20 protein-coding genes and 1 other RNA gene are annotated in these 25,451 nt (G+C 68.1%); 9 read left to right on the forward strand and 12 right to left on the reverse strand.

The window, feature by feature from the left end; all coding sequences use genetic code 11:
• The first annotated feature begins 176 nt into the window (after positions 1-176).
• Genes ACGFQC_RS03400 through ACGFQC_RS03410 form a run of 3 tightly spaced genes read left to right on the forward strand, consistent with a single transcriptional unit; the run spans position 177 to position 3,351 of the window.
• On the forward strand, positions 177-1,034 hold the full coding sequence (locus ACGFQC_RS03400) for a Nif3-like dinuclear metal center hexameric protein (protein WP_363087028.1): 858 nt from the start codon (positions 177-179) through the stop codon (positions 1,032-1,034).
• Positions 1,031-1,774: a C4-type zinc ribbon domain-containing protein gene (locus ACGFQC_RS03405; RefSeq protein WP_363087362.1), complete on the forward strand. Its 744-nt coding sequence runs from the start codon at positions 1,031-1,033 to the stop codon at positions 1,772-1,774. The genes ACGFQC_RS03400 and ACGFQC_RS03405 overlap by 4 nt, the downstream gene beginning before the upstream one ends.
• A gap of 11 nt (positions 1,775-1,785) precedes the next feature.
• Complete coding sequence (locus ACGFQC_RS03410; protein ID WP_363087029.1) at positions 1,786-3,351, forward strand: bifunctional RNase H/acid phosphatase; 1,566 nt, start codon at positions 1,786-1,788, stop codon at positions 3,349-3,351.
• A gap of 295 nt (positions 3,352-3,646) precedes the next feature.
• Here ACGFQC_RS03410 and yaaA read toward each other — a convergent pair whose 3' ends face one another.
• The gene (gene yaaA, locus ACGFQC_RS03415) at positions 3,647-4,429 is read right to left on the reverse strand and encodes a peroxide stress protein YaaA (protein WP_363087030.1); all 783 of its coding nucleotides are present in this window, start codon (positions 4,427-4,429) and stop codon (positions 3,647-3,649) included.
• Between the two features lie 201 nt (positions 4,430-4,630).
• Between yaaA and ACGFQC_RS03420 the strand changes: the two genes are divergently transcribed.
• The 3 genes from ACGFQC_RS03420 to ACGFQC_RS03430 all read left to right on the forward strand — a co-directional run bounded on the left by ACGFQC_RS03420 (position 4,631) and on the right by ACGFQC_RS03430 (position 8,034).
• Positions 4,631-5,200: a Uma2 family endonuclease gene (locus ACGFQC_RS03420; protein ID WP_363087363.1), complete on the forward strand. Its 570-nt coding sequence runs from the start codon at positions 4,631-4,633 to the stop codon at positions 5,198-5,200.
• 33 nt (positions 5,201-5,233) lie between these two features.
• Positions 5,234-5,634, forward strand: an RNA gene (gene rnpB, locus ACGFQC_RS03425) — RNase P RNA component class A.
• Between the two features lie 228 nt (positions 5,635-5,862).
• Positions 5,863-8,034 carry an AIPR family protein gene (locus ACGFQC_RS03430; protein ID WP_363087031.1) on the forward strand — a complete coding sequence of 724 codons (2,172 nt, stop codon included), beginning with the start codon at positions 5,863-5,865 and terminating at the stop codon, positions 8,032-8,034.
• Positions 8,035-8,179: 145 nt separating this feature from the next.
• On the opposite strand, the gene ACGFQC_RS03435 is transcribed toward ACGFQC_RS03430, so the two are convergent.
• Both ACGFQC_RS03435 and ACGFQC_RS03440 read right to left on the reverse strand, forming a co-directional pair.
• Positions 8,180-8,791 (reverse strand): DUF6879 family protein, encoded by a 612-nt coding sequence (locus tag ACGFQC_RS03435; protein WP_363087032.1) that lies wholly within the window; start codon positions 8,789-8,791, stop codon positions 8,180-8,182.
• Complete coding sequence (locus tag ACGFQC_RS03440) at positions 8,784-9,053, reverse strand: hypothetical protein (protein ID WP_363087364.1); 270 nt, start codon at positions 9,051-9,053, stop codon at positions 8,784-8,786. Before ACGFQC_RS03440 ends, ACGFQC_RS03435 begins: the two co-directional genes overlap by 8 nt.
• 240 nt (positions 9,054-9,293) lie before the next feature.
• Here ACGFQC_RS03440 and ACGFQC_RS03445 point away from each other — a divergent pair, with 240 nt between their 5' ends.
• Together ACGFQC_RS03445 and ACGFQC_RS03450 are read left to right on the forward strand one after the other, a co-directional pair.
• Positions 9,294-9,704, forward strand: coding sequence for a hypothetical protein (locus tag ACGFQC_RS03445; RefSeq protein ID WP_363087033.1), 411 nt, complete (start codon positions 9,294-9,296; stop codon positions 9,702-9,704).
• Positions 9,701-11,851 (forward strand): tetratricopeptide repeat protein, encoded by a 2,151-nt coding sequence (locus ACGFQC_RS03450; RefSeq protein ID WP_363087034.1) that lies wholly within the window; start codon positions 9,701-9,703, stop codon positions 11,849-11,851. The genes ACGFQC_RS03445 and ACGFQC_RS03450 overlap by 4 nt, the downstream gene beginning before the upstream one ends.
• A gap of 97 nt (positions 11,852-11,948) precedes the next feature.
• On the opposite strand, the gene ACGFQC_RS03455 is transcribed toward ACGFQC_RS03450, so the two are convergent.
• Positions 11,949-12,152: a DUF397 domain-containing protein gene (locus ACGFQC_RS03455; RefSeq protein WP_363087035.1), complete on the reverse strand. Its 204-nt coding sequence runs from the start codon at positions 12,150-12,152 to the stop codon at positions 11,949-11,951.
• Positions 12,149-13,033: a helix-turn-helix transcriptional regulator gene (locus ACGFQC_RS03460; protein ID WP_363087036.1), complete on the reverse strand. Its 885-nt coding sequence runs from the start codon at positions 13,031-13,033 to the stop codon at positions 12,149-12,151. The genes ACGFQC_RS03455 and ACGFQC_RS03460 overlap by 4 nt, the downstream gene beginning before the upstream one ends.
• A 199-nt stretch (positions 13,034-13,232) precedes the next feature.
• Between ACGFQC_RS03460 and ACGFQC_RS03465 the strand changes: the two genes are divergently transcribed.
• Positions 13,233-13,763 (forward strand): ATP-binding protein, encoded by a 531-nt coding sequence (locus ACGFQC_RS03465; RefSeq protein ID WP_363087037.1) that lies wholly within the window; start codon positions 13,233-13,235, stop codon positions 13,761-13,763.
• A gap of 167 nt (positions 13,764-13,930) precedes the next feature.
• Here ACGFQC_RS03465 and ACGFQC_RS03470 read toward each other — a convergent pair whose 3' ends face one another.
• The 7 genes from ACGFQC_RS03470 to ACGFQC_RS03500 form a co-directional block, all read right to left on the reverse strand.
• Positions 13,931-15,457: an N-6 DNA methylase gene (locus ACGFQC_RS03470; protein ID WP_363087038.1), complete on the reverse strand. Its 1,527-nt coding sequence runs from the start codon at positions 15,455-15,457 to the stop codon at positions 13,931-13,933.
• Between the two features lie 158 nt (positions 15,458-15,615).
• Positions 15,616-17,289: a class I SAM-dependent DNA methyltransferase gene (locus tag ACGFQC_RS03475; RefSeq protein ID WP_363087039.1), complete on the reverse strand. Its 1,674-nt coding sequence runs from the start codon at positions 17,287-17,289 to the stop codon at positions 15,616-15,618.
• Positions 17,286-18,716, reverse strand: a complete 1,431-nt coding sequence (locus ACGFQC_RS03480) for a restriction endonuclease subunit S (protein WP_363087040.1) — start codon at positions 18,714-18,716, stop codon at positions 17,286-17,288. Before ACGFQC_RS03480 ends, ACGFQC_RS03475 begins: the two co-directional genes overlap by 4 nt.
• Positions 18,713-22,393, reverse strand: coding sequence for a DEAD/DEAH box helicase family protein (locus tag ACGFQC_RS03485; protein ID WP_363087041.1), 3,681 nt, complete (start codon positions 22,391-22,393; stop codon positions 18,713-18,715). The genes ACGFQC_RS03480 and ACGFQC_RS03485 overlap by 4 nt, the downstream gene beginning before the upstream one ends.
• A gap of 353 nt (positions 22,394-22,746) precedes the next feature.
• On the reverse strand, positions 22,747-23,121 hold the full coding sequence (locus tag ACGFQC_RS03490) for a Fic family protein (protein WP_363087042.1): 375 nt from the start codon (positions 23,119-23,121) through the stop codon (positions 22,747-22,749).
• Positions 23,122-23,313: 192 nt separating this feature from the next.
• Positions 23,314-23,664, reverse strand: a complete 351-nt coding sequence (locus tag ACGFQC_RS03495) for a type II toxin-antitoxin system Phd/YefM family antitoxin (protein WP_363087043.1) — start codon at positions 23,662-23,664, stop codon at positions 23,314-23,316.
• A 301-nt stretch (positions 23,665-23,965) separates the two neighbouring features.
• Positions 23,966-25,408 carry an amino acid permease gene (locus tag ACGFQC_RS03500; RefSeq protein WP_363087044.1) on the reverse strand — a complete coding sequence of 481 codons (1,443 nt, stop codon included), beginning with the start codon at positions 25,406-25,408 and terminating at the stop codon, positions 23,966-23,968.
• Positions 25,409-25,451 lie beyond the last annotated feature (43 nt).

Below are 25,451 nucleotides of genomic sequence, written 5' to 3' on the forward strand. Positions count from 1 at the left end.
TCGTACGCGCGGGCGGGGGGTCGGCGGGCGGGGACTTCGCTCGTACGAGTGGCGCAGAAGCGATTCTGCTTCGGGCGTTGTGGGAGGTGTGCATGGGCTTGGGGCGGTGTGTCCCCCCGCCTGCCCGTCGACCGGCGGCGGTACGGGGGCACGGGGCGGCCAGGTAGCCTTTCCCCGTGCCCCGTCTGTCTGAAGTCATCGCCGCGCTGGAGAACCTGTGGCCCGCCGAGCGGGCCGAGTCCTGGGACGCGGTCGGCACCGTCGTGGGCGACCCCGACCAGGACGTCGAGCGGGTCCTCTTCGCCGTCGACCCCGTCCAGGAGATCGTCGACGAGGCGGTGGAGCTGGGCGCCGACCTGATCGTCACCCACCACCCGCTCTACCTCCGCGGGACGACGACCGTCGCGGCCTCCACCTTCAAGGGGCGCGTCGTGCACACCCTCATCAAGCACGACATCGCCCTGCACGTCGCCCACACCAACGCCGACACCGCCGACCCCGGTGTCAGCGACGCCCTCGCCGGCGCCCTCGACCTGCGCGTCGTCGGACCTCTCGTGCCCGACCCCGGCGACCCCGAAGGGCGCCGCGGCCTCGGCCGGATCTGCGAACTCGACCACCCGCTCACCGTCCGCGAGTTCGCCGCCCGCGCCGCCGAGCGGCTGCCCGCCACCGTGCAGGGCGTCCGGGTGGCGGGCGACCCGGACGCGACCGTACGGACCGTCGCGGTCAGCGGCGGGTCCGGCGACAGCCTCTTCGACCACGTCCGCGCCGCGGGCGTCGACGCCTTCCTCACCGCGGACCTGCGCCACCACCCGGTGTCCGAGGCCCGCGAGCACGGCGCCCACGGCACCCACGCACCTCTCGTGCTGCTCGACGCGGCGCACTGGGCCACCGAGTGGCCCTGGTGCGAGCTGGCCGCAGCCCAGCTCGACGAGATCTCCGACCGCCACGGCTGGGGTCTGCGGGTCCACGTCTCGAAGACGGTCACCGACCCCTGGACCAGCCGATTCCCTTCACCTGGAGCCCCCAACTGAACGCCGCGCCCGCCGACCAGATCCGACTCCTCGACGTCCAGGACCTCGACGTCCGCCTCCAGCAGCTCGCGCACAGGCGCCGCTCGCTGCCCGAGCACGCCGAGATCGAGTCGCTGACCAAGGACCTCACGCAACTGCGCGACCTCCTGGTGGCCGCGCAGACGGAGGAGAGCGACACCGCCCGCGAGCAGACCAAGGCCGAGCAGGACGTCGACCAGGTCCGTCAGCGCGCCGCCCGCGACCAGCAGCGCCTCGACTCCGGCGCCGTCACCTCCCCGAAGGACCTGGAGAACCTCCAGCGCGAGATCGTCTCCCTCGCCAAGCGCCAGGGCGACCTCGAGGACATCGTCCTGGAGGTCATGGAACGCCGTGAGGCCGCCCAGGAGCGGGCCGCCGAGCTGACCGAGCGCGTCGGCTCCGTCCAGGGCCGGATCGACGACGCGACCGCCCGCCGCGACGCCGCGTTCGAGACGATCGACGGCGAGATCGCCTCCGTGACCAAGGAGCGCGAGGTCATCGCCGCCACCGTCCCCGCCGACCTGCTCAAGCTCTACGACAAGCTGCGCGAGCAGCAGGGCGGCGTCGGCGCGGCCAAGCTCTACCAGCGCACCTGCCAGGGCTGCCGCCAGGAGCTGGCGATCACCGACATCAACGACATCCGCAAGGCCGCGCCCGACACCGTCGTACGGTGCGAGAACTGCCGCCGGATCCTGGTGCGGACCTCCGAGTCCGGCCTGTAGGGGCGGCCGGGGTGCGGGAGTTCATCGTCGAGGCCGACGGGGGGTCCCGGGGCAACCCGGGGCCCGCGGGCTACGGCAGCGTGGTCATCGACGCGGCGACGGGGGAGACCCTCGTCGAACGGGCCGAGTACATCGGCGTCGCCACCAACAACGTCGCCGAGTACCGGGGGCTGCTGGCCGGCCTGCGCGCCGCCCGGGAACTGGACCCCGCCGCCCCGGTGCGGGTCCGCATGGACTCCAAGCTCGTCGTCGAGCAGATGTCGGGCCGCTGGAAGATCAAGCACCCCGACATGAAGCCGCTGGCCACGGAGGCCGCCCGGATCCACCCACCGGGCCAGGTCACCTACGAGTGGATCCCCCGGGAGCAGAACAAGCACGCCGACCGCCTGGCCAACGAGGCGATGGACGCCGGCAAGCGGGGCGAGCAGTGGGAGGCCGGGGCGTCCACGGCGGCGCTCGCCACCCCTGCCGACCGTTCCCGGACCGCCCCGGCCGACCTCCCGCCCCCGGGGCCGCCCGGAGACGCGGCCGCCGGCGCGGCGAGGGCCCGCGAGGCGCTGGTGAAGGGACGCACGGCCGCCACCGCGGCGGTTTCCCCCACGCAGTCCGGCGACACGGCCGCGGCCGGTACGGCGACGCGCGCCGCCCCCGCCGACGGCGCGGCGGTCACGGCTCCCGCCGGGGAGCCTGCGGGCGCGGCCGACGGGACCGGCAGGGCTGACGGGACCGACAGGGCTGACGGGGCATCGGGCTCCGCTTCGGCCACCGGCCCCGAAACGGCGGCCGAAGCCGCCCGTGGGGAGACCGGCACCGCCACCGGCTCCCCGGAGGCGGAGGCGGACCACCGAGCCGCCCGCACCCTCGCCGCCGCTCCCGCCACCTCTGTCGCTCCCGGCGTCCCGGCCGGGCAGGCGCGGCCCTCCGTCGGCTGGGGTTCCGCCCCCGACCTCGGGGCGCCCGCCACCTTCGTCCTGCTCCGGCACGGCGAGACGCCGCTCACGCCCGAGAAACGGTTCTCCGGGAGCGGGGGGAGCGATCCCGCGCTCTCGGCCGTCGGGCGGGAGCAGGCCGAGCGGGTCGCGGCGGCGCTGGCCCGGCGGGGCACGGTCCAGCACATCGTCGCCTCGCCGCTCGCGCGGACGCGGGAGACCGCCGCCGCCGTCGCGGCCCGGCTGGGGCTGGAGGTCACCGTCGACGACGGGCTGCGCGAGACGGACTTCGGCGCCTGGGAGGGTCTCACCTTCGGTGAGGTCCGCGAGCGCCACCCCGAGGACCTGAACGCCTGGCTGGCCGACCCGGAGGCCGAACCGACCGGCGGCGGCGAGAGCTTCGCGACGACGGCGACCCGGATCGCCGCCACCCGCGACCGGCTGGTCGCGGCGTACGCGGGGCGCACGGTCCTGCTGGTCACCCACGTGACCCCGATCAAGACCCTGGTCCGGCTCGCCCTGGGTGCCCCGCCGGAGTCACTGTTCCGGATGGAGCTGTCGGCGGCCTCCCTGTCGGTCGTCGCGTACTACGCGGACGGCAACGCCAGCGTCCGCCTCTTCAACGACACGTCCCACCTGCGCGGTTGAGCCGCGCGGCGGCCCGCGCCGGCGCCGCCACCCGCGCCCGGCCGCGCGTCGCCACCGTGCCCGTGGGCTCCGTCACCCGCGCCCGGCCGCGCGTCGCCACCAGGCGCGCGGGTGCCGTCACCTGTGTCCGGCCGCGCGTCGCCACCGCGTGCGCGGGTGCCGTCCGACCGCCGTCGACACAGCCGGCGTCGGGCAGGGCCGGGTACGACGAGGGTCAGGTCACGCGCCTCGGCCCGCCCCCGGGGTGCGCCGTGCGCACAGGGCGTTCCGCGGGGAGCAGCGCCCCTGACCGGCGTCAGTGGACCTCGTCCACCAGCACGTCCAGCGTCCAGGCCGCCCCCGCCCGTACCGGAGCCTTCTCCTCCACCGTGTAGCCGAGGTCCCGCAGCGCCACCACCAGGTCGGCCGGGTCCTTCGGGGCGGTGCCCGCCGTCAGCAGGCTCCGCACGATCCGGCCCTTCGTCGCCTTGTTGAAGTGGCTGACCACCTTCCGGGTCGGCGCGTGCAGCACCCGCACGCTCGCCGTCCGCGCGGCCACCTCCCCCTTCGGCTTCCACGCCGCCGCGTACGCCGCCGACCGAAGGTCCAGCACCAGCCCCTCCCCGGCCACCTCGGGCAGCACTTGAGCCATCGGCGCCCGCCAGTACGCGCCCAGCGCCCCCAGTCCCGGCAGCCGCACCCCCATCGAGCAGCGGTACGACGGGATGCGGTCCGTCACCCGCACGGCACCCCACAGCCCCGAGAACACCAGCAGCGAACGAGCCGCCCGCCGCCCGGCGGCCGCGTCGAGCGACGCCAGGCCGAGGGCGTCGTACAGCACGCCCGTGTAGACCTCCCCGGCCGGCCGCGTGCCCGCGGTGCGCAGTGCGGCGTTCTTCGCGATCTCGCCCCGCAGCCCCTCGCTCAGCCTGAGCACCTCGCGCGCCTTCTCCTCGTCCCCGGCGCACAGCTCGACCAGCTCGTCCAGCACCGCCTCCCGCGCGGCGGCGAGCCCCGGCAGCGACAGCGACTCCGGTTTCAGCGGGACGCCACGGCCGGGAGCGGCCTTTCCTTCGGACGGGGGCAGCAGGACCAGCACGCGCGTTTCTCCTTCGGACAGAACTCCACGCCAGCGTAAGGGGTGCCGCTTCGCGTCCCGGCGGGGTCGAGCGAGCGGTGTCCCGACGGTGGTGATGATCCTGTGCCACGATCGAGGGAACGGTTCCCGATCCCACGGACAGGTGATCCACCGATGCCCCAGTCTGGCGAGCGACCGAAGGAGGGGCGTGACGTGACTGCCATGGCCCACGAGCCGCTCACGCAGGAAGAGGTCCTGCTGGAGGGCTTCCTCGCCCTGGACACCCCGGAAGGCTTCCGGGCGGAACTCGTCGAGGGGGAGATCGTCGTGACACCGCCGCCGGACGGGGATCACGAGAAGTACATCAGCCGGATCGTGCGGCAGGTGATCAGGCGTTCCCGGACCGACATGGACTTCTCCGGGAACAAAGGGCTGAAGCTGAGGAGCGGAGGCGCGTGCCCGAAGAACCACGTGGTCCCGGACGCCACCTTCGCGCCCCTCGATCTCGACGTCTTCGGGAACGCCGGCCCCTGGATGCCCTGCGACGGCATCGCCATGGTGCTGGAGGTGACGTCCACGAAGCCGACCGCGGACCGCGAGGCCAAACGCCGCTGCTACGCCCGCGCCGGCATCCCCCATTACCTCCTGGTCGACCGAGACACCTCCCAGGTCACGATCTTCGGCGACCCGAGGCGCGACGACTACCGGGAGCACACCACGCTCCCCTTCGGTAAGCCCCTCCCCCTCCCCGATCCCTTCGGCTTCGACCTGGAGACCGCGGACTTCCTCTGAGCCGTCGCCCGGTACCATGGTCCCCACGGCAGACGAGCCGGGCGGACGGCCGCGTGAAGCCCCCAGGGCTTCCCGAGGAACGTCCGGGCTCCACAGGGCAGGGTGATGGCTAACGGCCACCCGGGGTGACCCGCGGGACAGTGCCACAGAAAACAGACCGCCCGGTGCTTCGGCGCCGGGTAAGGGTGAAACGGTGGTGTAAGAGACCACCAGTGCCCAGGGCGACCTGGGCAGCTAGGTAAACCCCACCCGGAGCAAGGTCAAAAGGAGCGCCGTGAAAAGCGCTCTGCGCGGACGTTCGAGGGCTGCCCGCCCGAGTCCGCGGGTAGACCGCACGAGGCCGGCGGCAACGCCGGTCCTAGATGGATGGCCGTCTCCCCGGCCGCCGCGAGGCGACCGGGCGACAGAACCCGGCGTACAGCCCGACTCGTCTGCCTTTTTCTTTTCGGCTGGTGCCGATTTCCCATCCACCTGTGCTGACGAGGGCACGAGTCACCCACGCTCTACATGCAGCGGACGCGAGCCAAGCTCTGGCCAGCCGCTGGCCGAAAACGGTCCGGAACAATCAGATCGGCTGCATATGCTGATGCAGGGCTGGGGCACGCTGTGCGTCGCTTCGATAGTCTGATCAGTTCTGTCGAGAGCGGTCGCGGGGAGTACGGATGGGCAAGGGCGCGCAGGACATGCCTCTTGAGGTTCAGCACATTAAGAGGGCGCTGCTGCGGGAGTTCCAGGATCGGATCTCCATGGACGACTTCGAGAAGAAGGGCGCCAAGGAGCGCGAGACAGCCCTGCTGTCGAGGGCCGTGTCCGCGAAAGCCGCCCGCATCCTCGCGGACTGCACCTCGGACGAAGCAGCGGCGTGGGTGATCGATGGCAGGGACGACTTCGGCATCGACTGCGTCGCGTTCTCTGCCTCGGGATCCGAACTCTGGCTCATCCAGGCCAAGTGGAAGGACAAGGGGACGGCCGGCTTCGACACGGAGGCGGCACTCAAGCTGGTACACGGTCTGAAGAAGCTCGACAACCGGGATCTCGACCACTTCAACGAGCGGTTGCAGCTGCTCGCGGATCGTGTGCACGGCGTCCTCCGGCTGCCCACGTGCAAGGTGAACCTGGTCATCGCCCTCATGGGGGACGGCTGTCTCTCCGTCGAGACCCGCAACATTCTGGACGAGGCGGCCAACGAGTTCGGTGGACGTGGCAGGAGCGTGGAGTACCGGGTCCTGGACCAGAGGGACCTCCACCGGGCGATACGGGAGGATCTGGAGCCGCAGCCGATTACTCTCAAGGCGACCATGGACCGCGAGTGGTACAGCCGGGAGACTCCGTACAAGGCAGTGATCGGTGAGGTCAGCGCCGATCAACTGGCCTGTTGGTACGGCGGCAAGAGCGATGAAGAGGGGCACGGCGAGCGTCTCTACGACCGCAATGTGCGCAAGTCGCTGGGGCTCACCGGGGTCAACCAGACCATGGTGGAGTCGATACTGGAGGACCCGGAGGGCTTCCTTTACCGCCACAATGGCATCACCGTGCAGTGCGACAGGATCGAGCAGGAGTACCACGCCAAGAGAGCAGTTGGCCAGCCCACTACCCTCACCCTGCACAACGCCAGTGTGGTCAACGGCGCACAGACGGTGTCCTCCTCCTTCCGGGCATACGAGAGAAACCCAGAGGCGGTCGCGGAAGCCTATGTCCTGGTGCGGATCATCTCCCTGGAAGGAGCGCCGGAGGGCTTCGGACACTCCATTACCAAGGCCACCAACACGCAGAACCACATGGAGCGCCGGGACTTCATCGCCATCGACACCGTCCAAAGTGAGATCCAAAAGGACTTCAGTCTCTCGCTCGACAAGGAGTACGTCTTCCGGCGGGGCGAGCTGGACCCGGCTCCTGAGTCAGGCTGTTCGGTCACGGAAGCTGCCACGGCCCTGGCCTGCATGCACCGGGACCCGTCGCTTGCCGTGCGGGTCAAGGGTTCCACGAACGCGCTGTGGGAGGAGGGCCCGGGAGGGGCCTACATCAGGCTGTTCGGTCAGCAGCCGACCGCCCAGCAGATCTGGCGCGCGGTGCAGGTCTTCAGGCGGGTGAGGGATCAATTGACCGAATTGAGAGCCAAGTTTACTGGACGGCCGGCCGCGGTGGTGGACAGCGGGGCGCTGCTGGTGGTCCATCTGGTGTTCCAGCGCATCGGCAAGGACCGGTTCGACGAGCCGGATGACGAGTGGGCCGCGGTGCTCGCCGACGTGCCGAGGCAGGTCAACGCCGTGGCTCTCTGCCTCATCACCATGGTCGACACCCTTTTCACGAACAAGAGCTACGTCACGAGCACCTTCGCCAACGAGGAGCGTTGCGCGCGGCTGGTTGCCGCGGTCCGGGGGGTGCTCGAACGCGGCACCGGTCCGGACTCGCCCATGAACCTGAAAGCCCTCATGGAGAACACCGCGGAGAAGCGGCAGCGACGACCCCAGACGGTTCGCCTGCTCGTCGACCACGACGCCATCAGCGACGGCACGCCTCTCGTCTACGCCCCCAGCACCGTGGAAGAACTGGCCATCGGGGCCTGGCTCGACGAGGACCTCCGGCGCCGCAGGGCGACTTGGGTGAACGACCGGAAGGCCCCCATCCTCTGGGAGGCCGACGGCAAGCGGTACTCCCCGACCGGACTGGTCTCCCAGATGTGGAACGCGGCCGACTGGAAGGAGCAGTGGAGCGCCGTCCAGGGCCCGAAGCAGTGGAGGGTTCCGGGTGACGGGACGCTGGTGGAGATCGCCGAGCGGCTCTGGCAGGAGATCGCGGACCAGGGTGAGCCGGGGGAGGAGAGCCCGGCGTAGTGTCCGGTACGGTCTGCCCGCCATTGAGCTGTGGCCAGGGTACCCCGGCCGGCCGCCTATCACCTCCGACGGTCTGGCGGGCTGCGCTCTGCGTCGACGTCCGAGAGCGCCGGACTGGCGCCACACGGGGAGCCCGGCGCTCAGCTCAGTAGGCGACTGTGGGCGGGGGAAGAGGAGCGATCTCCCTGTCGAAGAAGCTGTGAAAGTCTTCCCCACACCCGTACAGCGCATCGAATCCGGCCAACGTTTCCCGGATCAGTGCTCGGTCGGCGAAGCGATTGGCTCCCGCCGCGTTTCCGTCATCGTCGTAGCACACCTCGTACATGACGACGTCTCCGAGGATCACCACCTCCGGAACAGGGCGGTCCTTCTCAACGTCCGCGATCTTGCGGGCATCGAGCACTCTGATGTTGTCGCCCAGCTCCACGCGCAGGCGCAGAACGAACATCTCCCACTGGACGTATGGGGTGACTGGGAACTCCACCACGCGAAGGCGGCGTTCCAGGATGTTCAGCCGGGCCGCCTCGCGAAACTGCAATGTGTAGACGTCGCGCTTCTCCTCGACGAGAGACAGTGCTCTTTCCCATTCTCCGGCAGCGAAGGCCTCCCAGCTGGCAAACCCTCGTTCCTTGAAGCTCTGCCCCCGTTCGAGCTTGTTCAGGCAGCGAACGCCACTTTCGTAGATTCGACGGAAATCCGCATGATATGTGCGACGATCCATATGTTCGAAAAGGGCACTTGAGAAGGAATCAAACACTGGGGATGTCCGGTTTCGCCGCAACCAACATGTTCCTTGGGATGACAATGAGCCGCTCGTCGGACCCTACCGAGACGCCCGTCGGCAGTTTCCTGCCGAGTGACTCCGTGAGGTCTCGGCCGATGATGGCGATGTCCCCGTTCTCAAGCTCCCAGATGTCGGGGCAGTCGGGGTTGTCGGTTGTGTTTCCCAGTTCCTGGGGTGACTTTCCCAGGCGTCGCTTGAAAGTTGTGGTCGGATCGGCTTCCCAAGGCCTACTCATGGCCATCGCCCCCTTGATTGAGCAAAAGTTTCATTAACTTAGCACTCGACGAATCTGCTTGACCATGCCTGAACCGGACTTATCGATGATGGCGTGGATGGCTCCATGCTGTTCCATCCGGCCCGAGAGTGCGACGATAGGTGGTCACGAAGCGGCAAGCTATCAAATCATGGCGGATGCTGCAGATTCGAACAATTGGCGTATAGTCGTGAAATTTGGAATTCTTGCTCAGGGGGAACTGTGGACCCGGATACAGCATTACTCGCACAGAGCGCGGGAGTCACGCTGGTCACCTTGATGACAACTGACGCCTGGCACCGCACCCGGGAAGGGATCACACAACTGTGGCGTCGAACTCAGCCCCACCGCGCCGAGGCCGTCGTCGCGGAGTTGGAAGCCACCCGCGAAGACGCCCTGGCTGCCAGCGAGGCCGGCGACCAGGAGACACTCGGCGAGCTGCACCTGGAGTGGCAAGGACGGCTCCGGCGGCTGCTCGCCGCCCAGCCCGGCGTCGCTGTGGAACTACGCGCGCTTCTCGACGAACTTGAGCCGAGGGGCTCGACCGGCCCCGCGGTCGCCCAGCACGCCAGCGCGTCCGGCCGGGCCCGGATCTATCAGGCGGGACGAGACCAGCACAACGCGCAGCAATGACAGGCGCGATGGAAGGCCACGCCGAGGATCGTGGCCGTGTCTACCAGGCGTCGGGCGACCAGCACATCAGCGAACACCACCACTACGGCGATGAAGCGGCCACGCCAGATGGTCCCGACTCGGTTCGCCGTCCGGCAGTCGGCCGGCCTCCGGTCGTGCTGCGAGATCGTGTCGAAGTGCTGGAACGTCTGCGAGCAGGTGTGCGTGCGGGGTGTGGTGGTGAAGCCTATGTGCTGTACGGCATGGGCGGCTGCGGCAAGACCGCGGTCGCCTACACATTCTTCCAGTTGGCCATCAACGAGTGCGGCAGGGTGGGCTTGTGGATCAGCGCATCCGACCGCGCGAGCCTGCGTGCCGGCATGCTCGCGGTCGCAGCCGACCGAGGTGCGGGCGACGGCGAACTGCTGGCCGCCCGCAATGGGCTCCGCGCCGCCGCCGATCTCGTCTGGCACTACCTCGACCGCTCCGCCGAGCCCTGGCTGCTGGTGCTCGACAACGCCGACCAGCCGGAGATCCTCCGTGACGGCAACTGGTTGCGCACCAGTCCCCGCGGCACGGTCCTGGTGACCACACGCCGGTCGGCTGCCCGCTGGTGGCCCGGGGCAGAGCTGCAGCACATCGGGGTACTACCGCGTGAGGACGCCGCGAGGGTACTGCGCGACCTAGCCCCGCACAGCGGCACGCAGGAGGAGGCGGTGGAGATCGCGGAACGACTTGGACGGTTGCCGCTCGCCCTCACGCTGGCAGGCGGCTTTCTCTCCCAACAAGTGCTCGATCCCTGGACGATGGAGACCTACGGGCGCCATCTCGACGAAGGGCAACGAGTCACGCTCATCGACCAAGGAGCCGATGTCATGTCTCAAAAGGACCCACGGCATATGGTGGGGCTGACGTGGCAACTGACACTTGACGCGTTCGAGGCACGAGGGCTGCCCGAAGCGACCGCACTGCTGAGGCTGCTGGCTCGCTTCGCTCCCGAACCGTTGCCACTGTCGCTGCTCAACCGACCCGAGATCGACGCTGTTCTTCCTCGCGCGAGCTGCGAAACCGCGCTGAGAGCGCTGCTCGACCAGTCGTTGACCGAACTGGTCGACGTCGGTGCACGGTGCGTGCAGAGCCACGGGGTGTTGCTCGACAGCGTCGCGACGGCGACTCCGGCGGAGACGGTTCCGGTTCTCGACACGACGGCCGTCCGACTGTTTGACGCGGCCGTTCCCGATCTCCCCGACGCGGGTCCGCACGATCCGCTGCTCCGGCTGCTCGTTCCCCATGGGCTCGCCTTGCTGCGACGCATCGATGACCCGTCGACATCGGCGGACGCTTTGGCCATGGTGATCCGGTTGACCGTCGCTCTGCATCGCACCGGAGACTACGTCTCTGCCTGGGAGACCGCCCGAGCCGCAGCGGACTTCGGCGAGCGGCGACTCGGCGCGGAGCACCGGTCCGTACTGGCCGCCCGTTCCAGGGCAGGCCGCGCGCTTTTCCGTCTGGGTAGGTACGCCGAGGCCGAGTCGCTGCTCGAGCGCGTCCGCGCCGCTCAGGACCGTCTGTTCGGGGCCAGCGATCCCGACACCCTGGACAGCGGCCATGGCCTTCAGCTCGTGCTGGGAAATCTCGGCAGACGGGACGAGGCCCTCTCGCTCCTCCGGTCCACGGTCGTCGGCCGACGTATGGCGCTGGGCCCCGCGCACCCTTTGACCTTGCGCTCACGCTCAAGCCTGCTGGTCCTGCTGTCCGCCTCCGAGGTCGTCACTGAAGAAGACGGCGCCCTTCTTCACCTGCCCTCGGAATGCGACCGGCTTCTCGGCCAGGACCACACGGTGACCTTGGGAGCCCACCACAACCGCGCCTGGGCGCTCTACTCGTTGGGTCGCTTCGACGAGGCCGACCAGGAGATACGGCTGGTTACCGAGGCCTACCGGCGACGCTTCGGCCCCGACCACCCGATCGCGCTTTCGGCCCAGCAGCTTCTCTCCCGAGCCCGGGCCGCGCTCGGTCATGTGGACGCGGCGACAGAGTTGATGATGGATGTCGTGGCCAGACGGGAACGCAGCCTGGGTTCCGACCACCCGTTCACGGTTGCCGGCCGGGAGCTGTTGAGCGCTTTCGCTTCGGGGCAGTGGGGCCCACCCGCGGCGGAGGCGTGACGGGCGTGCTTCTGCGACGGGTGGGCGCGGCATAGATGGGGGCGGGCGCGCCCATGGATGGGTCCAAACCTTCACTGTTTGAGGTTTCGGCCTCCGGTCACTGCAGGTGATTGACGAAGGCGGCCCATGCGGTCTGCGAGAAGGCGAGTATGGGGCCGGCGGGGCGCTTGCTGTCGCGGATGGGGATGAGGGTGGGAAGGTTGTCGGCAATCTCGACGCATTCGTTGTTGCCGCCGCTGTAGGTGCTGCTGCGCCACTTCGCGTCCGACAGGTCCGGCGTGCTGAGGCGTGCGCGATTCATGCTCTATGCTCCTTGGCCCTGCGTTGGATGACGGCGCGGGATTCCATCGGGGAGAGCGCGGACGTGCGAGCATCGTCGAACAGATCCTGGTAACGGGCGACTTCCGCCTCCCGCTCCAGCCAGATAGAGCCGGTCGGGTTGTCCGCCAGCACCACGTCGAGCGCTGCCTCCTCGGGGAAACCCAGTACTACATACGGGCCGAACATACTCGCGTGTGCTCCCCGCGAGAACGGCAGGACCTGGATGGTGACGTTGGGATGCTCGGACGTGGCAAGAAGGTGTTCCAACTGTGCCTGCATTACCTGAGGGCCCCCGACCTGTTGGAGGAGAACCGCTTCTGAGAGCACGGCCCAAAGGTGCAAAGGAGTGCCTCCGCTGAGCCGTTCCTGGCGGGCGAGGCGTACCTGGACGAACCTTTCGATCTCGTCTGCCGTCTGCCACTGTCGCGAGGCTACCGTCACGGCACGGGCGTACTCCGGGGTCTGGAGCAGGCCGGGAACAAGTTGCGCCTGGAACGTGCGGATCTCCCCGGCCATGGCTTCCAGCGCGATGTAGTCGCGGTACGTGTCGGCGAGGACGGATCCGTACTGGTTCCACCATCCTTGCCTGCGGCGACGGTTGGCCTGGCGAGCCAATGTGCTCAGTCGCTCATGGAGCTCAGGGTCCGCCACCTCGTAGGCATGCAGCATCGCGGTCAGGTCCGGAAGGCGGACCGCCACCCGACCGTTCTCGATCCGGCTGATTTTGCCTTTGGTGCAGTCGAGGGCTTCGGCTGCCTGAGCGGTGGTCAGTCTTGCTTTCTCCCGCAACCGACGAAGTTCGTCGCCAAGTTGGCGACCGAGCACGGTTGAAGGATTCGGAGCGGTGGTCTTCGTAAGCATGCCAACACCTCTAGCAGAACCGCGCAGGAATCAGGGTGGGCTTAACCCGAAAGGGCGAAGATTGCAACCATCCTAGTTGGCAACGTTGCAGATTCGAATGGTGCGCGTACATCCTGCTGGGCATGGACATCGGAGTCCTGCGGCCCAAATGGCCGTCTCTGTGTGGCTCCGATCGGGCATCGACCCTCTGGAGGCTGCCATGGCTGCACAGGACGAAGTCATCTTCCGGCTGTCCCGGTCCCGTCGAAGTGTGCCGAGGTCCCGGGCCGCGTTACACGCAGTGCTCGGCGGATGGGGGATTGCTCAAGGTGCTTTGGAATCAGCGGAGTTGGTGCTCTCGGAACTGGTGACCAATGCACTGCGTGTACCTGTACCAAGGGACCGACAGGTGGGTGTACGGATCGCTCGCTTGCCGGCAGACGGGCTGCTGCGACTGGAAGTCAGCGACGCGGGCTCGGGCAGGCCTGAGGTACGGGCGCCCAGGGATGAAGAGACCGGCGGGCGCGGGCTGCTGCTGGTGGAGGCGTTGGCTCACCGTTGGGGCGTCGAGGAGCGAGCGGGCGGGATCGGGAAGACGGTTTGGGCCGAGCTGAAGGCGCCGGACATCGTGGCCGGGCCTTTCGGGAGGTATGCAGGTAGCATCCGCGCCTTCAGCCACCCTGAGTTCGACGATGCGCTGCAGGAAGGGCTCGACCTCATTGCCGAGGCCAAGGACGGTGACCAGGAGTGAGTCGAGCCCTATATCCGGGTCCGTGACCTGGGGACCTGCGCCCGATTGTGAGGCTGTGGAGACACTTGCCCGGGCCCCGGACCGGTACACACTGGGTTCCTGGACATGACCTCTACGCAGCGATGCGCCGCCGGTCAAACTCATCCGGCGGCGCATCGTCCTTGGGCTCACTGTCCCGGCAGCGCCTCCGCGACGTGCCGGAAGTGGGCAGCCGCCTCGTCGAGCCGGTCCGCCACCTCGAAGGCGATCTCCTTGGGGGAACCGAAGTCGCCCAGTTCCGGGGTGAGATGGGCCATGAGGTTGAGGCTCGTCTTCGGGCGTGCGAGGAGTTCCTTCACCGGGTAGCGACGGAAACGTTTCGACGTCGACTCGTCTCGTGCGGTGAAACCCCCCTCAGGGAGGCAGGAGGCGACGAAGTCGTCGAAGTCGGCCTCGGTGACTGGGTTGCCGGTGTCTGTGTGGTGGTTGCCCGTGCGGGCGTCGTACACCCACAGGTACCTGGTGGCGGGCTCACCGGTCGGCTTGGGGGCGGACTTCGTGAAGAAGAGAATGTTCGATCTCACGCCCTTGCGGTGGAACAGCCCGGTCGGCAGCCGCAGAAGTGTGTGCACATCGCAGGTCTTTAGCAGGTTCTGACGTACGGTGGCTGCCGCGCCGCCGCCGAAGAGGACTCCGTCCGGGACGAACACGGCTGCCCGCGCGCCCTGGGGCAGCGTGATCGCCAGATGCTGCAGAAAGTTGGTGGGGAAGTCGCCATAGGCCCAGAAGTCGTCGCGCATGGTGGCGTCAGGCTGTACGCCGTTGCTTTTGAACGGCGGGTTGCAGATGGCCACGGTGGGCACGACACCGGACTGGGAGCGGACCACCGGGCTCTTGCGTTTGAGCGTGTCCGCGAGCTGGACGGGAGCGGGGTCGCCGAACGGACGGCCGGTGTGCAGCAGGATGTTCAGCATGGCCAGTCGGCACATCTGCGCGTCGAGGTCGGCGCCCGCCAGGGCGGACGGAGCCAACTGACGGTTCGCGGAGAGCATCGCGTTGTAGGCGGCGACGAGCGTCGTACCCGTGCCGCACGCCGGATCGATCACGATGTCTTCGGGGCCCACGGCGAGCACTTTGGTGATGGCGTTCAGGATGGGCAGGGGCGTGAGAGTCTGGCCCGTCTCGATCTTGAGGTCGATGTCGTCGCGGCAGTCGCGCAGCATCAGCGAGAAGGCGCGGCCCAACTCGGCCTGGCGGACCGCCAGCCACTGGTAGGGGTCGATCTGCTCGATGATCAGCTTGTTGAGCTCGGCCATGCGGTCAAGACCCCAGAGCTGGGCGTCGCGGAAGACAACGCTCGCGGTCTGCCGGTCGGGACGGTCGGCGAGGTCCTGGTTGCCGAGATCGTCCATGAGCTTGGTCAGCCTGGTGTGTAGGGCGTCACCGTTGAGCAGGGCCAGGTTCGGCCAGGCATCGGCAGGCGCTACAGGCTGGTGCGCAAACCGGGACGAGCGCTGGGCGCGTTCGTGGTCCAATTTGAGGAACAGCAGGTAGCCGATGTGCTCCACGAACTGGAGGCGGGTGATGGCGCGGGTGTTGGTTCCCTCGCGGTAGAACTTCCAGAGGCGCTCGGCTATCGCCTCGCCGCCCCAGAACCTCTCCGGTCGTACGGTTGCCGCTGCTGCGCCGTTGCCTCGGCCGAGCCCGTTGGCCATGTCACCCAGTCCCTGTGTCCAGTCCCTGGCGGGCCGCCTGTGTCCGTACTGTCCGCACGGATGCAGGGGGCCGCGCCTCCCGTTCCCGGAGCAGGCTCCGGCGGGCCCCTAACCTCCAGAGCCCGTACGAGGCTTGGCGGGGAGGGACGGAGACCGGGCTACCGCTCCTGGGCTGTGTCGTCGTCGAAGTTGCCGTCTTCGGAAGTGCCGGTGGCGTTCGTCGTGCCTGTCGTGCCTGTCGTGCCAGTGGGGCCCTCAGCCGTGTCAACTGCAGCGTTCGGGGCGGAGTTGGCCGCCGTGGTGCGTGCGGCCTTCTTCAACGCCTGTGCTACGGCGGTGAATTCAGCCAGGGCCGTTTCCAGGTCCTCCACGATCTCCTGTGCGATCACGTCCGGAGGCGCGAGCGAGGCGGAGGACGCGGAGGCGGACTGAAGCACCGTCAAGTCGAGGTTGACCTTGTCGCGTGCGATGAGTTCATCGTACTCGTATGCACGGAAGCGCTCACTCGGCTTTCGGGCAGAGTGGTCCGTACCGCCGGAGTGGAACGCGGCGACGAACTCGTCGAGGTGCTCGCGGCGTAGGGCGCGCTGCTTGAGGGTGAAGCGCTGGTCGGTGCGGAAGTCATAGACCCAGAGCTGCTTGGTGGCGGGCCCCCCGCCGGGGCGGGGCGGGCGCTTGTCGAAGAACAGGACGTTCGCCTTGACACCGTTGGCGTAGAAGATGCCGGTGGGTAGGCGCAGCAGGGTGTGTACGTTGGTGAGGTCCAGCAGACGGCGGCGGATCTCCGCGCCCGCGCCCCCCTCGAACAGCACGTTGTCGGGCAGTACCAGGGCGGCCCGGCCGTTCGTCTTCAGCAGGGTGTAGATGTGCTGGACGAAGTTGAGCTGCTTGTTCGTGGTCTGCGTCCAGAAGTCCTTGCGGGAGGTGTACGCCTCGCCGGTGACCGAGCCCACGCCGAAGGGCGGGTTGGCGAGCACGATGTCGTAGAACTTGTGCGGCGACTTCGCCAGGGAGTCCTGGATGGTGATCAGCGGACGGGCCTCGGACGTGCCGATGCCGTGCAGCAGCATGTTCATCAGAGCCAGCCGAGCTGTCTCCCGGACCAGTTCATAGCCGGTGATGGCGCCCGTCTGGAGCTTGCGCGCCTCGTCGCCGTACAGCTGCTCCTCATAGCGCTCGACGATGTGGGCGTGTGCGGCGATGAGGAAGCCGCCGGTGCCACAGGCGGGGTCGGTGATCGACTCGCCGGGGCGCGGCTGTACGCAGTCGACCATGGCGTCGATAAGCGGGCGGGGCGTGAAGTACTGGCCTGCGCCTGTCTTGCGGTCCTCGGCGCCGCGCTGCAGCAAGCCTTCGTAGGCGTCGCCCTTGAGGTCCTGGTTCTCGCGGGTCCAGGTATAGGGGTCGATCAGGTCCTTGATGAGGCGTTCCAGGACGGCAGGCTCGTGGATCTTGTTCTGCGCCTTGGTGAAGACCTCACCGAGCATTGTGCCGCCGTTGCGGCCCAGCTGCCGCAGGACGTGCTCGTAGTGATCCACGAGATCCTCGGCCGACCGGCTGGTGAGGCTCTGCCAGTCCAGGCCCGGCGGGACGAGCGGCTCTTCCGGCAAGTTCTGGCGGAATTTGGCCGGCCGGTTGGCACGCTCGTCGGCCATCTTCAGGAAGAGAAGGTATGTCAGCTGCTCGACGTAGTCGAGGGTAGAGACACCAGAGTGGCGCAGCAGCTCGCAGTATGACCAGAGCCGGTTGACGAGCGTCGAAGTCGTCTCGCCGGCGGACCGGCGGGGGCCTGGGGTGGTGGCGCTGTTCATGAGGGCGGGGATGGTGCTCATTGCGGCAGTTCTTCCTGACCGGGCGGGGTGGAGCGCGGCTTGCGGGGGGCACGCTTGCGGGGTGCCTTCTTGGCGGTCGCGCCTCCGGCACGGATCCGGTCGAGCAGGAGCGAGGCGGGCTCGTCGGAGGGGTCCTGAGGGACCAGGGCGCCGGTGAAGGCGGCGTGGAGGAGGGCGGCGCGGAGTTCGGCGCTCTCAGCCTGTGCCTCGCTGACAGATGCTGCAAGCGGGTCTATGGCTGCACCCTGCTGCTTCACCCACTCAATTGCCTGGCGCTGTTGGGGAAGCGGGGGCACCGGGAAATCGACGTTCTCAATCGTCGCTTGGTCGATCTTCGGCATGGAACCGGAAAGGCCGCGCGCATTCTGGCGGAAGTAGAAGAGAATCCGGTTTGTGCGCAGAGCCAATGCCGTATATTCGGGCAATACGCGGGACTGGTCGACGCGAACGCGGATGAGGAGATCGGGGTAGATTGCCCAGTTCCTCTCGCCCTGGTAGATCGCAGACGTGCCGACCAGTTCGGCAGAGTTGGAGCGTTGGACGAAAATATCCTGGTCTTCGAGCCAGAGATTCTTTATCCGCTTCGGGTCTGCGCTGGTGACCTTGGTGAATTGCGAACTGAAGTCGTTCCGTGTGACCGCAGTTAGGGTGAGCGTTCGAACGCCGGTTCCGTCGGTCGTTGCCTTTGCTGAAACGCCGTTGCGCAAGGGTTCCCTCAAGAGGCCCTGCAATTTTTCCCAAGGGGACTCGGAATGTTGTGAGATGGCCGCATCGGCGATGCTGGAGCGGAGGTCTGATACCCGTCTAGCCGCTTCAGCCAGCGCTTCTTCGCCTGCCTCGATGTGGCTGATCTGCTGCTCAATCTCGGTAACGATGCGGCGCTGTTCGGCAAGCGGTGGCACAGGAATCTCAAGGGATTCCAGATAGGGTCGCGGCACGCGGCGTTGACCAACTGCGCCGGACATATTTTGTTCCGCGTTCGCTCGCACATCGCGTTGCAGCAAGTAGTGCATCAAGTATTCGGGGAGAACGGCCCCACGGCTGCGAAGCACGTGGAACTCGGTGCTGCCAAGGGCGCGACCGCCCAGCAACCCTTGGGCTAGCGCAATCTTGCCGTTCTCCATGCAGGGCGTGATCTTGGCGAAGAGAACGTCGTTCTCCTGGAAGTGTGTGAGGGATTTCTTCTTGAAGTCGCCGTATCGCACATGGGTAGACGCATCAATGCGCCCAGATTCGGCCTCAACAGAAGCCATGGGGACCTGTGAGATGTCGTCATCGTCTCCGGGTTCATCGTCGAAGGCGCGAGGATTAACAATGCACAGTTCCCTCAGCGTCACCCGAGCCCACCCCCGTGGAAGCTCCTCGCTATCCTTGCCCGGAAAATCCTCCCTACCGCCCCCGGAATCCTCCCCCAGTCCCAGAGTCACGCGCCCAGCTCCCTGTCCAACTCGTCGAGGATCTCTTCCGCCCTCGCCTCGCCGAATTCGGCGAGGAATCCGTCCGTGCCGTTCATCTTAGTGAACGGGGCGTAATCGAGGTCGGCGGTGTCGAAGCGTACACGCTCGATCGTGGCACCGGCGATGTGGTCGAGCCACCACCGCTCGGTGTCGGTGAAGGTCACGCCCGCCTGTTCCTGCCTGGTCAGCCAGGCTGCGTACCGCTCCTGTACCGCCTCTTCGTGCGGACGGGGCGGCGTCGCCCTCCCCTCCGCACCGCCCGCCAACTCGTACCGCATCAGGGCCAGCAGGTCGGCCGCCGTACGGGCGGCGGAACGGTTCGTTGCCACCGCCTCGCCCACCTGCTCGTACGACCGCCACAGCTTCTCCGCAGTCCAGGCGCGCGGCGGGCGGGCCACGGCCCGTGCCAGGTCCTTGAGGCGTCGGAGGGCCTCGCGGGGCGGGACCGGTGAATCGGCCGAGAAGGCAAGAGCGAGCGCCGCGATCTCGTCCCGGTGCTCCTTGACGTACGCCTGCCAGTCGCGGACGGTCTCGCGTGCCGTCGACTCGTCCTCCGGGACGGCGCCGGCCGACACGAGGGCGTCGCGGCTCGTCTCGTCGTACAGGATGTCCTTCGCGCGGCGCATCTCCAGCAGTCGGTTGCGCAGCTCGGGGTTGGAGGCCAACGGCCGCAGCGCTCGTTCGGTGACGTCCTTGACGGCCTGGTCGGAGTCGAGGCCGAGGCGTTCGGCGGCCTCGCGGGTCTTGCCCTGCTCGTCGATCGAGACGGCGTCGACCATCTTGTGCACGATGTGCTTCAACGGGACGCCGTCGGTGAGGCCCTCAATCTCGGCGCGCTCGTCGTCGGTCATCTGGATGTCGAGCTTGGCCAGACGTGACGCGAGGGTGGAGATGTGGGTGTCCTCTGCGACGCCCCGGGCGGTGAGGCGGAGGAGTTTCTCAAGGTTGAGGTCCTTCTCCGTGTGCTGCTCCAGCGGACTGGCGTCCACCTTCGGCTTCCGGGTCACGCCCACCGCGTCGACGATCACGAAGTGCGTCTTGGGGCCGACGCCGGGGGTGACACGCTCGAACTCGGTCAGCGACAGGGTGCGGGCACCGCGGCCCTTCATCTGCTCGAAGTAGGCCCAGCTCTTGACGTCCCGCAGGAAGAGCAGGCATTCGAGCGGCTTGACGTCTGTGCCGGTTGCGATCATGTCCACCGTGACCGCGATGCGCAGTTGCGGCAGGTTGCGGAAGTCGGAGAGCCGTTCCGCCGGTTTCTTCGCAGCGTGCGTGATCTTCGCGCAGAAGTCGTTGCCCTTGCCGAAGACGTCGCGGATGACCTCGACGACCTCCTCGGCATGGTTGTCGTTCTTGGCGAAGACGAGGGTCTTGGGGACATACATCTCGCCCCACAGTAGTTCGCCGGTCTCTTTGTCGCGCTTGGCGCGCTCGGGGAAGATCTCGGTGAACAGCCGGTTGCGGAAGGTGTGTACGACCGTACGCAGTTGGTCCTTGCTGATCACGCCGACGCCGACTTCCGTCGCGCCGTAGGAGACATCCTCGTCGAAGTCCTCGTAGCGCTGACGACGGGTGCGACGGTCGCGGACAGGGATGACGCCCCGCGCGATGACTCCGCCCTCACCCGTTATCCGCGTCACGATCTCGTACACCTTGAAGTCGACGTTGACCCCGTCGGCGACGGCCTCCGGGTAGGTGTACTCGCTGACCAGGTTGCCGTTGAAGTAGCCGAAGGTCTGGGCGACGGGTGTTGCGGTGAGGCCGACGACGGGGGCATCGAAGTACTCCAGGACGGAACGCCACTTGCCGTAGATGGAGCGGTGGCACTCGTCGACCACGATCAGGTCGAAGGACTCGGGCGGGATGCCGGGGTTGTAGCCGACGGAGATGTCGCCCGGTGTGTCGTACGAGTACTCCTCCTCGCCGTCCTCGCCCTGCGTGGCGGGGACGGTCGCGCCCGTCAGCTCCATGTACAGGCGCTGCACAGTGGAGACGACGACCTTCGCGGAGGGGTTCATGCCCTCGGCACCCAGGCGCTGCACGTTGAACAGGTCGGCGAAGGTGCGGTTGGTGTCGGGCGTCGTGAAGTTCTCGAACTCGTTCTGCGCCTGGGCGCCCAGGTTGTTGCGGTCCACCAGGAACAGGACGCGCTCGGCCTGGGCGTACTTGAGCATCCGGTACGAGAACGTCACCGCCGTGTACGTCTTGCCGGCGCCGGTCGCCATCTGGACGAGGGAGCGGGACTGGCCCGTGCCCTGCTGGCCCTTGCCCAGTGCGACTGACTCCTCGACGCCCTGCACCGCCTTGATCTGGGCAGGGCGAAGGGGCCGCTCGTCCAGCTCTGGCATGCGCAGGCGCAGCCGGGCACGGTAGGAGGGTGCCTGTGGGTCCTGTTCGGCCTGGCGGATCCAGCGGGACAGGGTGCGAGGCTGGTGGAAGGAGAAGATTCTCCTGGTGCGCGAGTCGGGGTCCAGAGTGTTGCGGAACCGGGTCTCGCCGCCGTCCGACACATAGCGGAACGGCAGAGGGGTACGCCAGGCGATCAGGCGCTGCTGTGCCTCGGTGGGGTGGTCGGCGTACCGGTCGGCCTGCGCCTCGGCGGCCGTCAGGTCGGCGCCCTCGCGTTTGGCCTCGATCACGCCCACGAGCTTGCGCTCCACGTACAGGGCGTAGTCGGCGCGGCCCGTGGCGGTGGTCGTCTCACGGACGGCGACACCGCTGCCGCGCCGGTCGCCCTGCACGTACAGGTTGAGGCTGCCCCCCGCGTCCTGGACGCTCCAGCCCGTCTCGGCGAGCATCTGGTCGAGGCGCGTGCGCACCTGCGCCTCGGTGAGGGGCTCGCGGGCCGCCTGCTCGGCGTTCTCCAGGAGACGGGCGCGCTCGGCCACGGCCTCGGACGCGGCGGCGGGGCTCGTGACCTGCTCGCGCAGCAGCCGGGCGTCGGCCGTGGACTGGGCCTGTTGCAGCGCCGCGAGCTGATCGTGCATGGCGGCAACCCGGCGGGCCAGTTCTTCGCGCTCCGCCGCGGCGTCGGCGAGCTCCTGCTCCGCCGCGAGGCGAGCGGCCTGCTCTGCCTGTGCTTGGGATGCCTTGCCCTCGTAGGTGAGCCGGGCTTCCTCCAGCGCACGCCGAGTCTCTTCCACCTGCGCGCGCAGGGCCAAGTTCTGGGCGGCAGGTGTCCGGGCCGGGTCCGGCGGAACAAAGGTTCGCTGTTCCCGGGATCCGGTGATCAGGCGGTGGTACCAGACGCCGAGCCGGTGACAGGTCCGCAGAGCACGGAAGGCGTCGTCCGGGTCGTCGTAGTCGTCGTGGTTGGCCTTGTTGCCGAGCACGCGGACCTCGTGGAAGGCCGGTCCCACGTTGCCGTGCAGATAGCCTTCCCTGTCGAGGGCGGCCAGGCGCTCGATCTGCTTGGTCCCGGTGAACGGGACACGACCCCGGCGCACCAGATCGGAAGCGAGGGCCTCACCGAACTGCCGGGACTTGATGAGTGACGTGTTCGGGTCGGTGAAAACATTGGCCTCGGCACCCGAGCCGTAGGCGACAAGTAGCGGCAGATGGCCGTACAGGAAACCGAAGTTGCGTGATGTGCGGGCGAGTTCGGCGAGTCTGGGGTCCGGCGTCTGTGCCGCGCCACCTGCGCTCATCAGAGAGGTACCGCTCTTCCTGGGCTGCTGTACGACGTAGGGCGCACGGGCTGTACGAAGTGCACTGAAGGGATCATTGAGCCTAGCGTCGGGGGTGTTCAGGCGCCAGGAGTTTCGCCATCGCGGGTGGCTGACCGGAAAGCACAGACCTGGTCGCAGCAAGACCTCCCCTCTGCCGTTACCAGGTTGGTTCCAGATGCTGCTCCTTCCACCGGGATCTCGGCTCCGCCGAGTTCGACAGGAAGATTGCCAGCCGGCTGGAGACCGGGACCGGCGTGGTCAGGGAACCAGCCCACTCCGTTTCGGCCTAACACGTGCCAGGCGCCGCGCCTGCCGGTCGGGAGACGAAGGCGTCACCCCGTAGTAGCGATGAGCTCGTCGAGCACCTGCTCCAACAGGCTGTTGTCGCCGAGGAAACTCTTCACCGAGGCGTCCTCGTTGCGCCGGGCGTCCATGCCCGACCAGTTCAGGTCGTATCCCGCGTCCGCGCTCAGCTGGGCCAGGAACGCCTTCTGGGCACGGCCGTTGCCCTCGCGGAACGGATGGAGGACGTTCAAGTCGCCGTACAGCTCGGCCAGTCGGACGACGAATTCCTGCCGAGGGAGGCCTCGCAGATGACCGGAGGAGGCGAGGCAGCCGAAGACCTCTCGGCGTAGGGCAGCAGGTTTCTCGCCGGGTAGAACGGCGTGCGCCTGGCGATGTTGACGGTGCGTAACTCGCCTGCCCACGGATAGATGTCGCCGAAGACCGCGGCGTGGAACGCCTGGAGATGGTCGAGGTCGTACGCGCCCGGCAGGGGGCGTTCGGCGAGCAGGACGAGGCGCGCCCGGGTGATGTCGGCTTCCGCCGCCGCGAGCAGCTGTGATCGGTGATGCCGAGCTTGTCGCGCAGCACGCCGTTGGGCATGGCGTGCGGATCGGTTACCCCACCCGCCGCTCCGAGGTCTGTCGGTGGCGGGCGATCGCGCGGGCGACAAGGGTGTCCGCGTCGAGGTCGCCCTTCACGTATGCCTCGGTGTCGCGGTCGGAGGCCTCGGAGGCGTGGAGCCCTTCGGCCTCGATGGAGCCGGTGGCCGAGGAGACGGCCGCACGTCGTGCCGCTCGGCCGCTCAGTGCCTCGAAGGCCTCGACGGACAGGAGGACGCCCTGGGGCTTGCGGTGGGCGCCGATCAGGACCGGGTCGGCATCCGCTCCGGACTCTGACAGGTCTGTCAGGATTCGCGACAGTCTCGCGCGCGCGTCGCTGACGGTCACGACCTCGGGGATCTCCATGCTGTCACCGTACCCATATTGAGCCTTGATCCTGTACAGATTCCAGTACGGATTCCGGTGGGCTCCGATCCGTGGCCGCGGCACTTCGGCCGCCTGCGGTCACCGCGGGCGGGTCGTCCCGGCCCCGAGGCCGTGCGCCTGCTGTGCGGGGCGCGACTTGGCGGGGGCTCGGGTCGGTTGGCGGTCGTCGAGCCCGGGGCCCGTGACCACGGGTGTTCGGCGTCGCTGCATGGCGGTACCGGGGGAACCGGCGTCGGCGCGTATAGGTGCCGACGCCGGACCGTCCCGTCCGGCGGCGCCGTCAGGACAGCGGAGCCGTGTCAGCCGTGTCCCGCGCCCTGTTCCTGCCCGACAGCCGCTGCCGGGCCACCGCGAAGACCACCACCGCGATGGCCACCGCCGTGGACAGGACCACCTGGTCGCGGCCGCCGCCGTCGGCCGTGTCGGTCAGCATGTAGCCCAGGACGAAGGTGATCAGGGCGATGGTCGCCCAGGTCAGGTAGGGGTAGAGCCACATCCTCACGACCAGCTTCTCCGGCGACTCCCGCTGGATGATCTTGCGCATCCGCAGCTGGGAGAAGCAGATCACCAGCCAGACGAACAGGGCGATCGCGCCGGAGGCGTTGAGCAGGAACTGGAAGACCGTGTCGGGCCAGAGGTAGTTGAAGGCGACCGCGACGAAGCCGAAGACGACCGAGGCCAGGATGGCCGTACGGGGGACGCCGCGTCCGGTGGTCTGGCCGAAGGCGGTCGGGGCGTCGTTGCGGCGGCCGAGCGAGAAGGCCATGCGCGAGGCGGTGTACAGGCCGGAGTTGAGGCAGGACAGCACCGAGGTCAGCACGATGGTGTTCATGATCTGCGCGGCGTGCGGGATGCCGATGGAGCTCAGGGCGGCGACGTACGAGCCGTCCTCGAGGATCGCCGGGTCGTCCCAGCGCAGCAGCGACACCACGACCAGGATCGAGCCCAGGTAGAACACCGCGATCCGCCAGATCACGCTGTTGGTGGCCTTGGTGACGGCGGCCCGCGGGTCGGCGGTCTCGCCCGCCGCCAGGGTGACGATCTCGCTGCCCATGAAGGAGAAGACGACCATCAGGACGCCGGTGAGGATCGCGCCGGGCCCGTTCGGCAGGAAGCCGCCGTGTGCGGTGAGGTTGGAGAAGCCGCTCGCCGGGTGGTCGGAGCCGGGCAGCAGTCCGAAGACCGCGAGGCCGCCGAGCACGATGAACCCGGCGATGGCGACGACCTTGATGCCGGCGAACCAGAACTCGAACTCGCCGTAGGAGCCGACCGAGACCAGGTTGGTGGCGGTGAGGACGATCATGACGATCAGGGCCCAGCCCCACTGGGGCACCCCGGGGATCCAGCCGGCCAGGATCTTGGCCCCGGCGGTCGCCTCGACGGCGAGCACCACGACCCAGAAGAACCAGTACAGCCAGCCGATGGTGAAGCCGGCCCAGCGGCCCAGCGCGCGGTCCGCGTAGGCGGAGAACGAACCGGAGCTGGGGTTGGCCGCGGCCATCTCGCCGAGCATGCGCATCACGAGGACGACGAGGACGCCGACGAGCGCGTAGGAGACGAGGATGCCGGGGCCGGCGGCGGCGATGCCGGAGCCGGAGCCGACGAACAGGCCGGCGCCGATGACCCCGCCGATCGCGATCATCGACAGGTGGCGGTTCTTCAGTCCGGCCTGCAGGCCGCCGGACTCTTCCGCGGGAGGACTTTTGGGGAGGGTTGTGGTCATCTCGACATCCATGAGGGTGGGTGGACAGGGAGTACGGACCAGG

Origin of the sequence: Streptomyces sp. NPDC048734 (genome assembly GCF_043198675.1) — a bacterium.
In the GTDB taxonomy this organism is placed as follows: domain Bacteria; phylum Actinomycetota; class Actinomycetes; order Streptomycetales; family Streptomycetaceae; genus Streptomyces.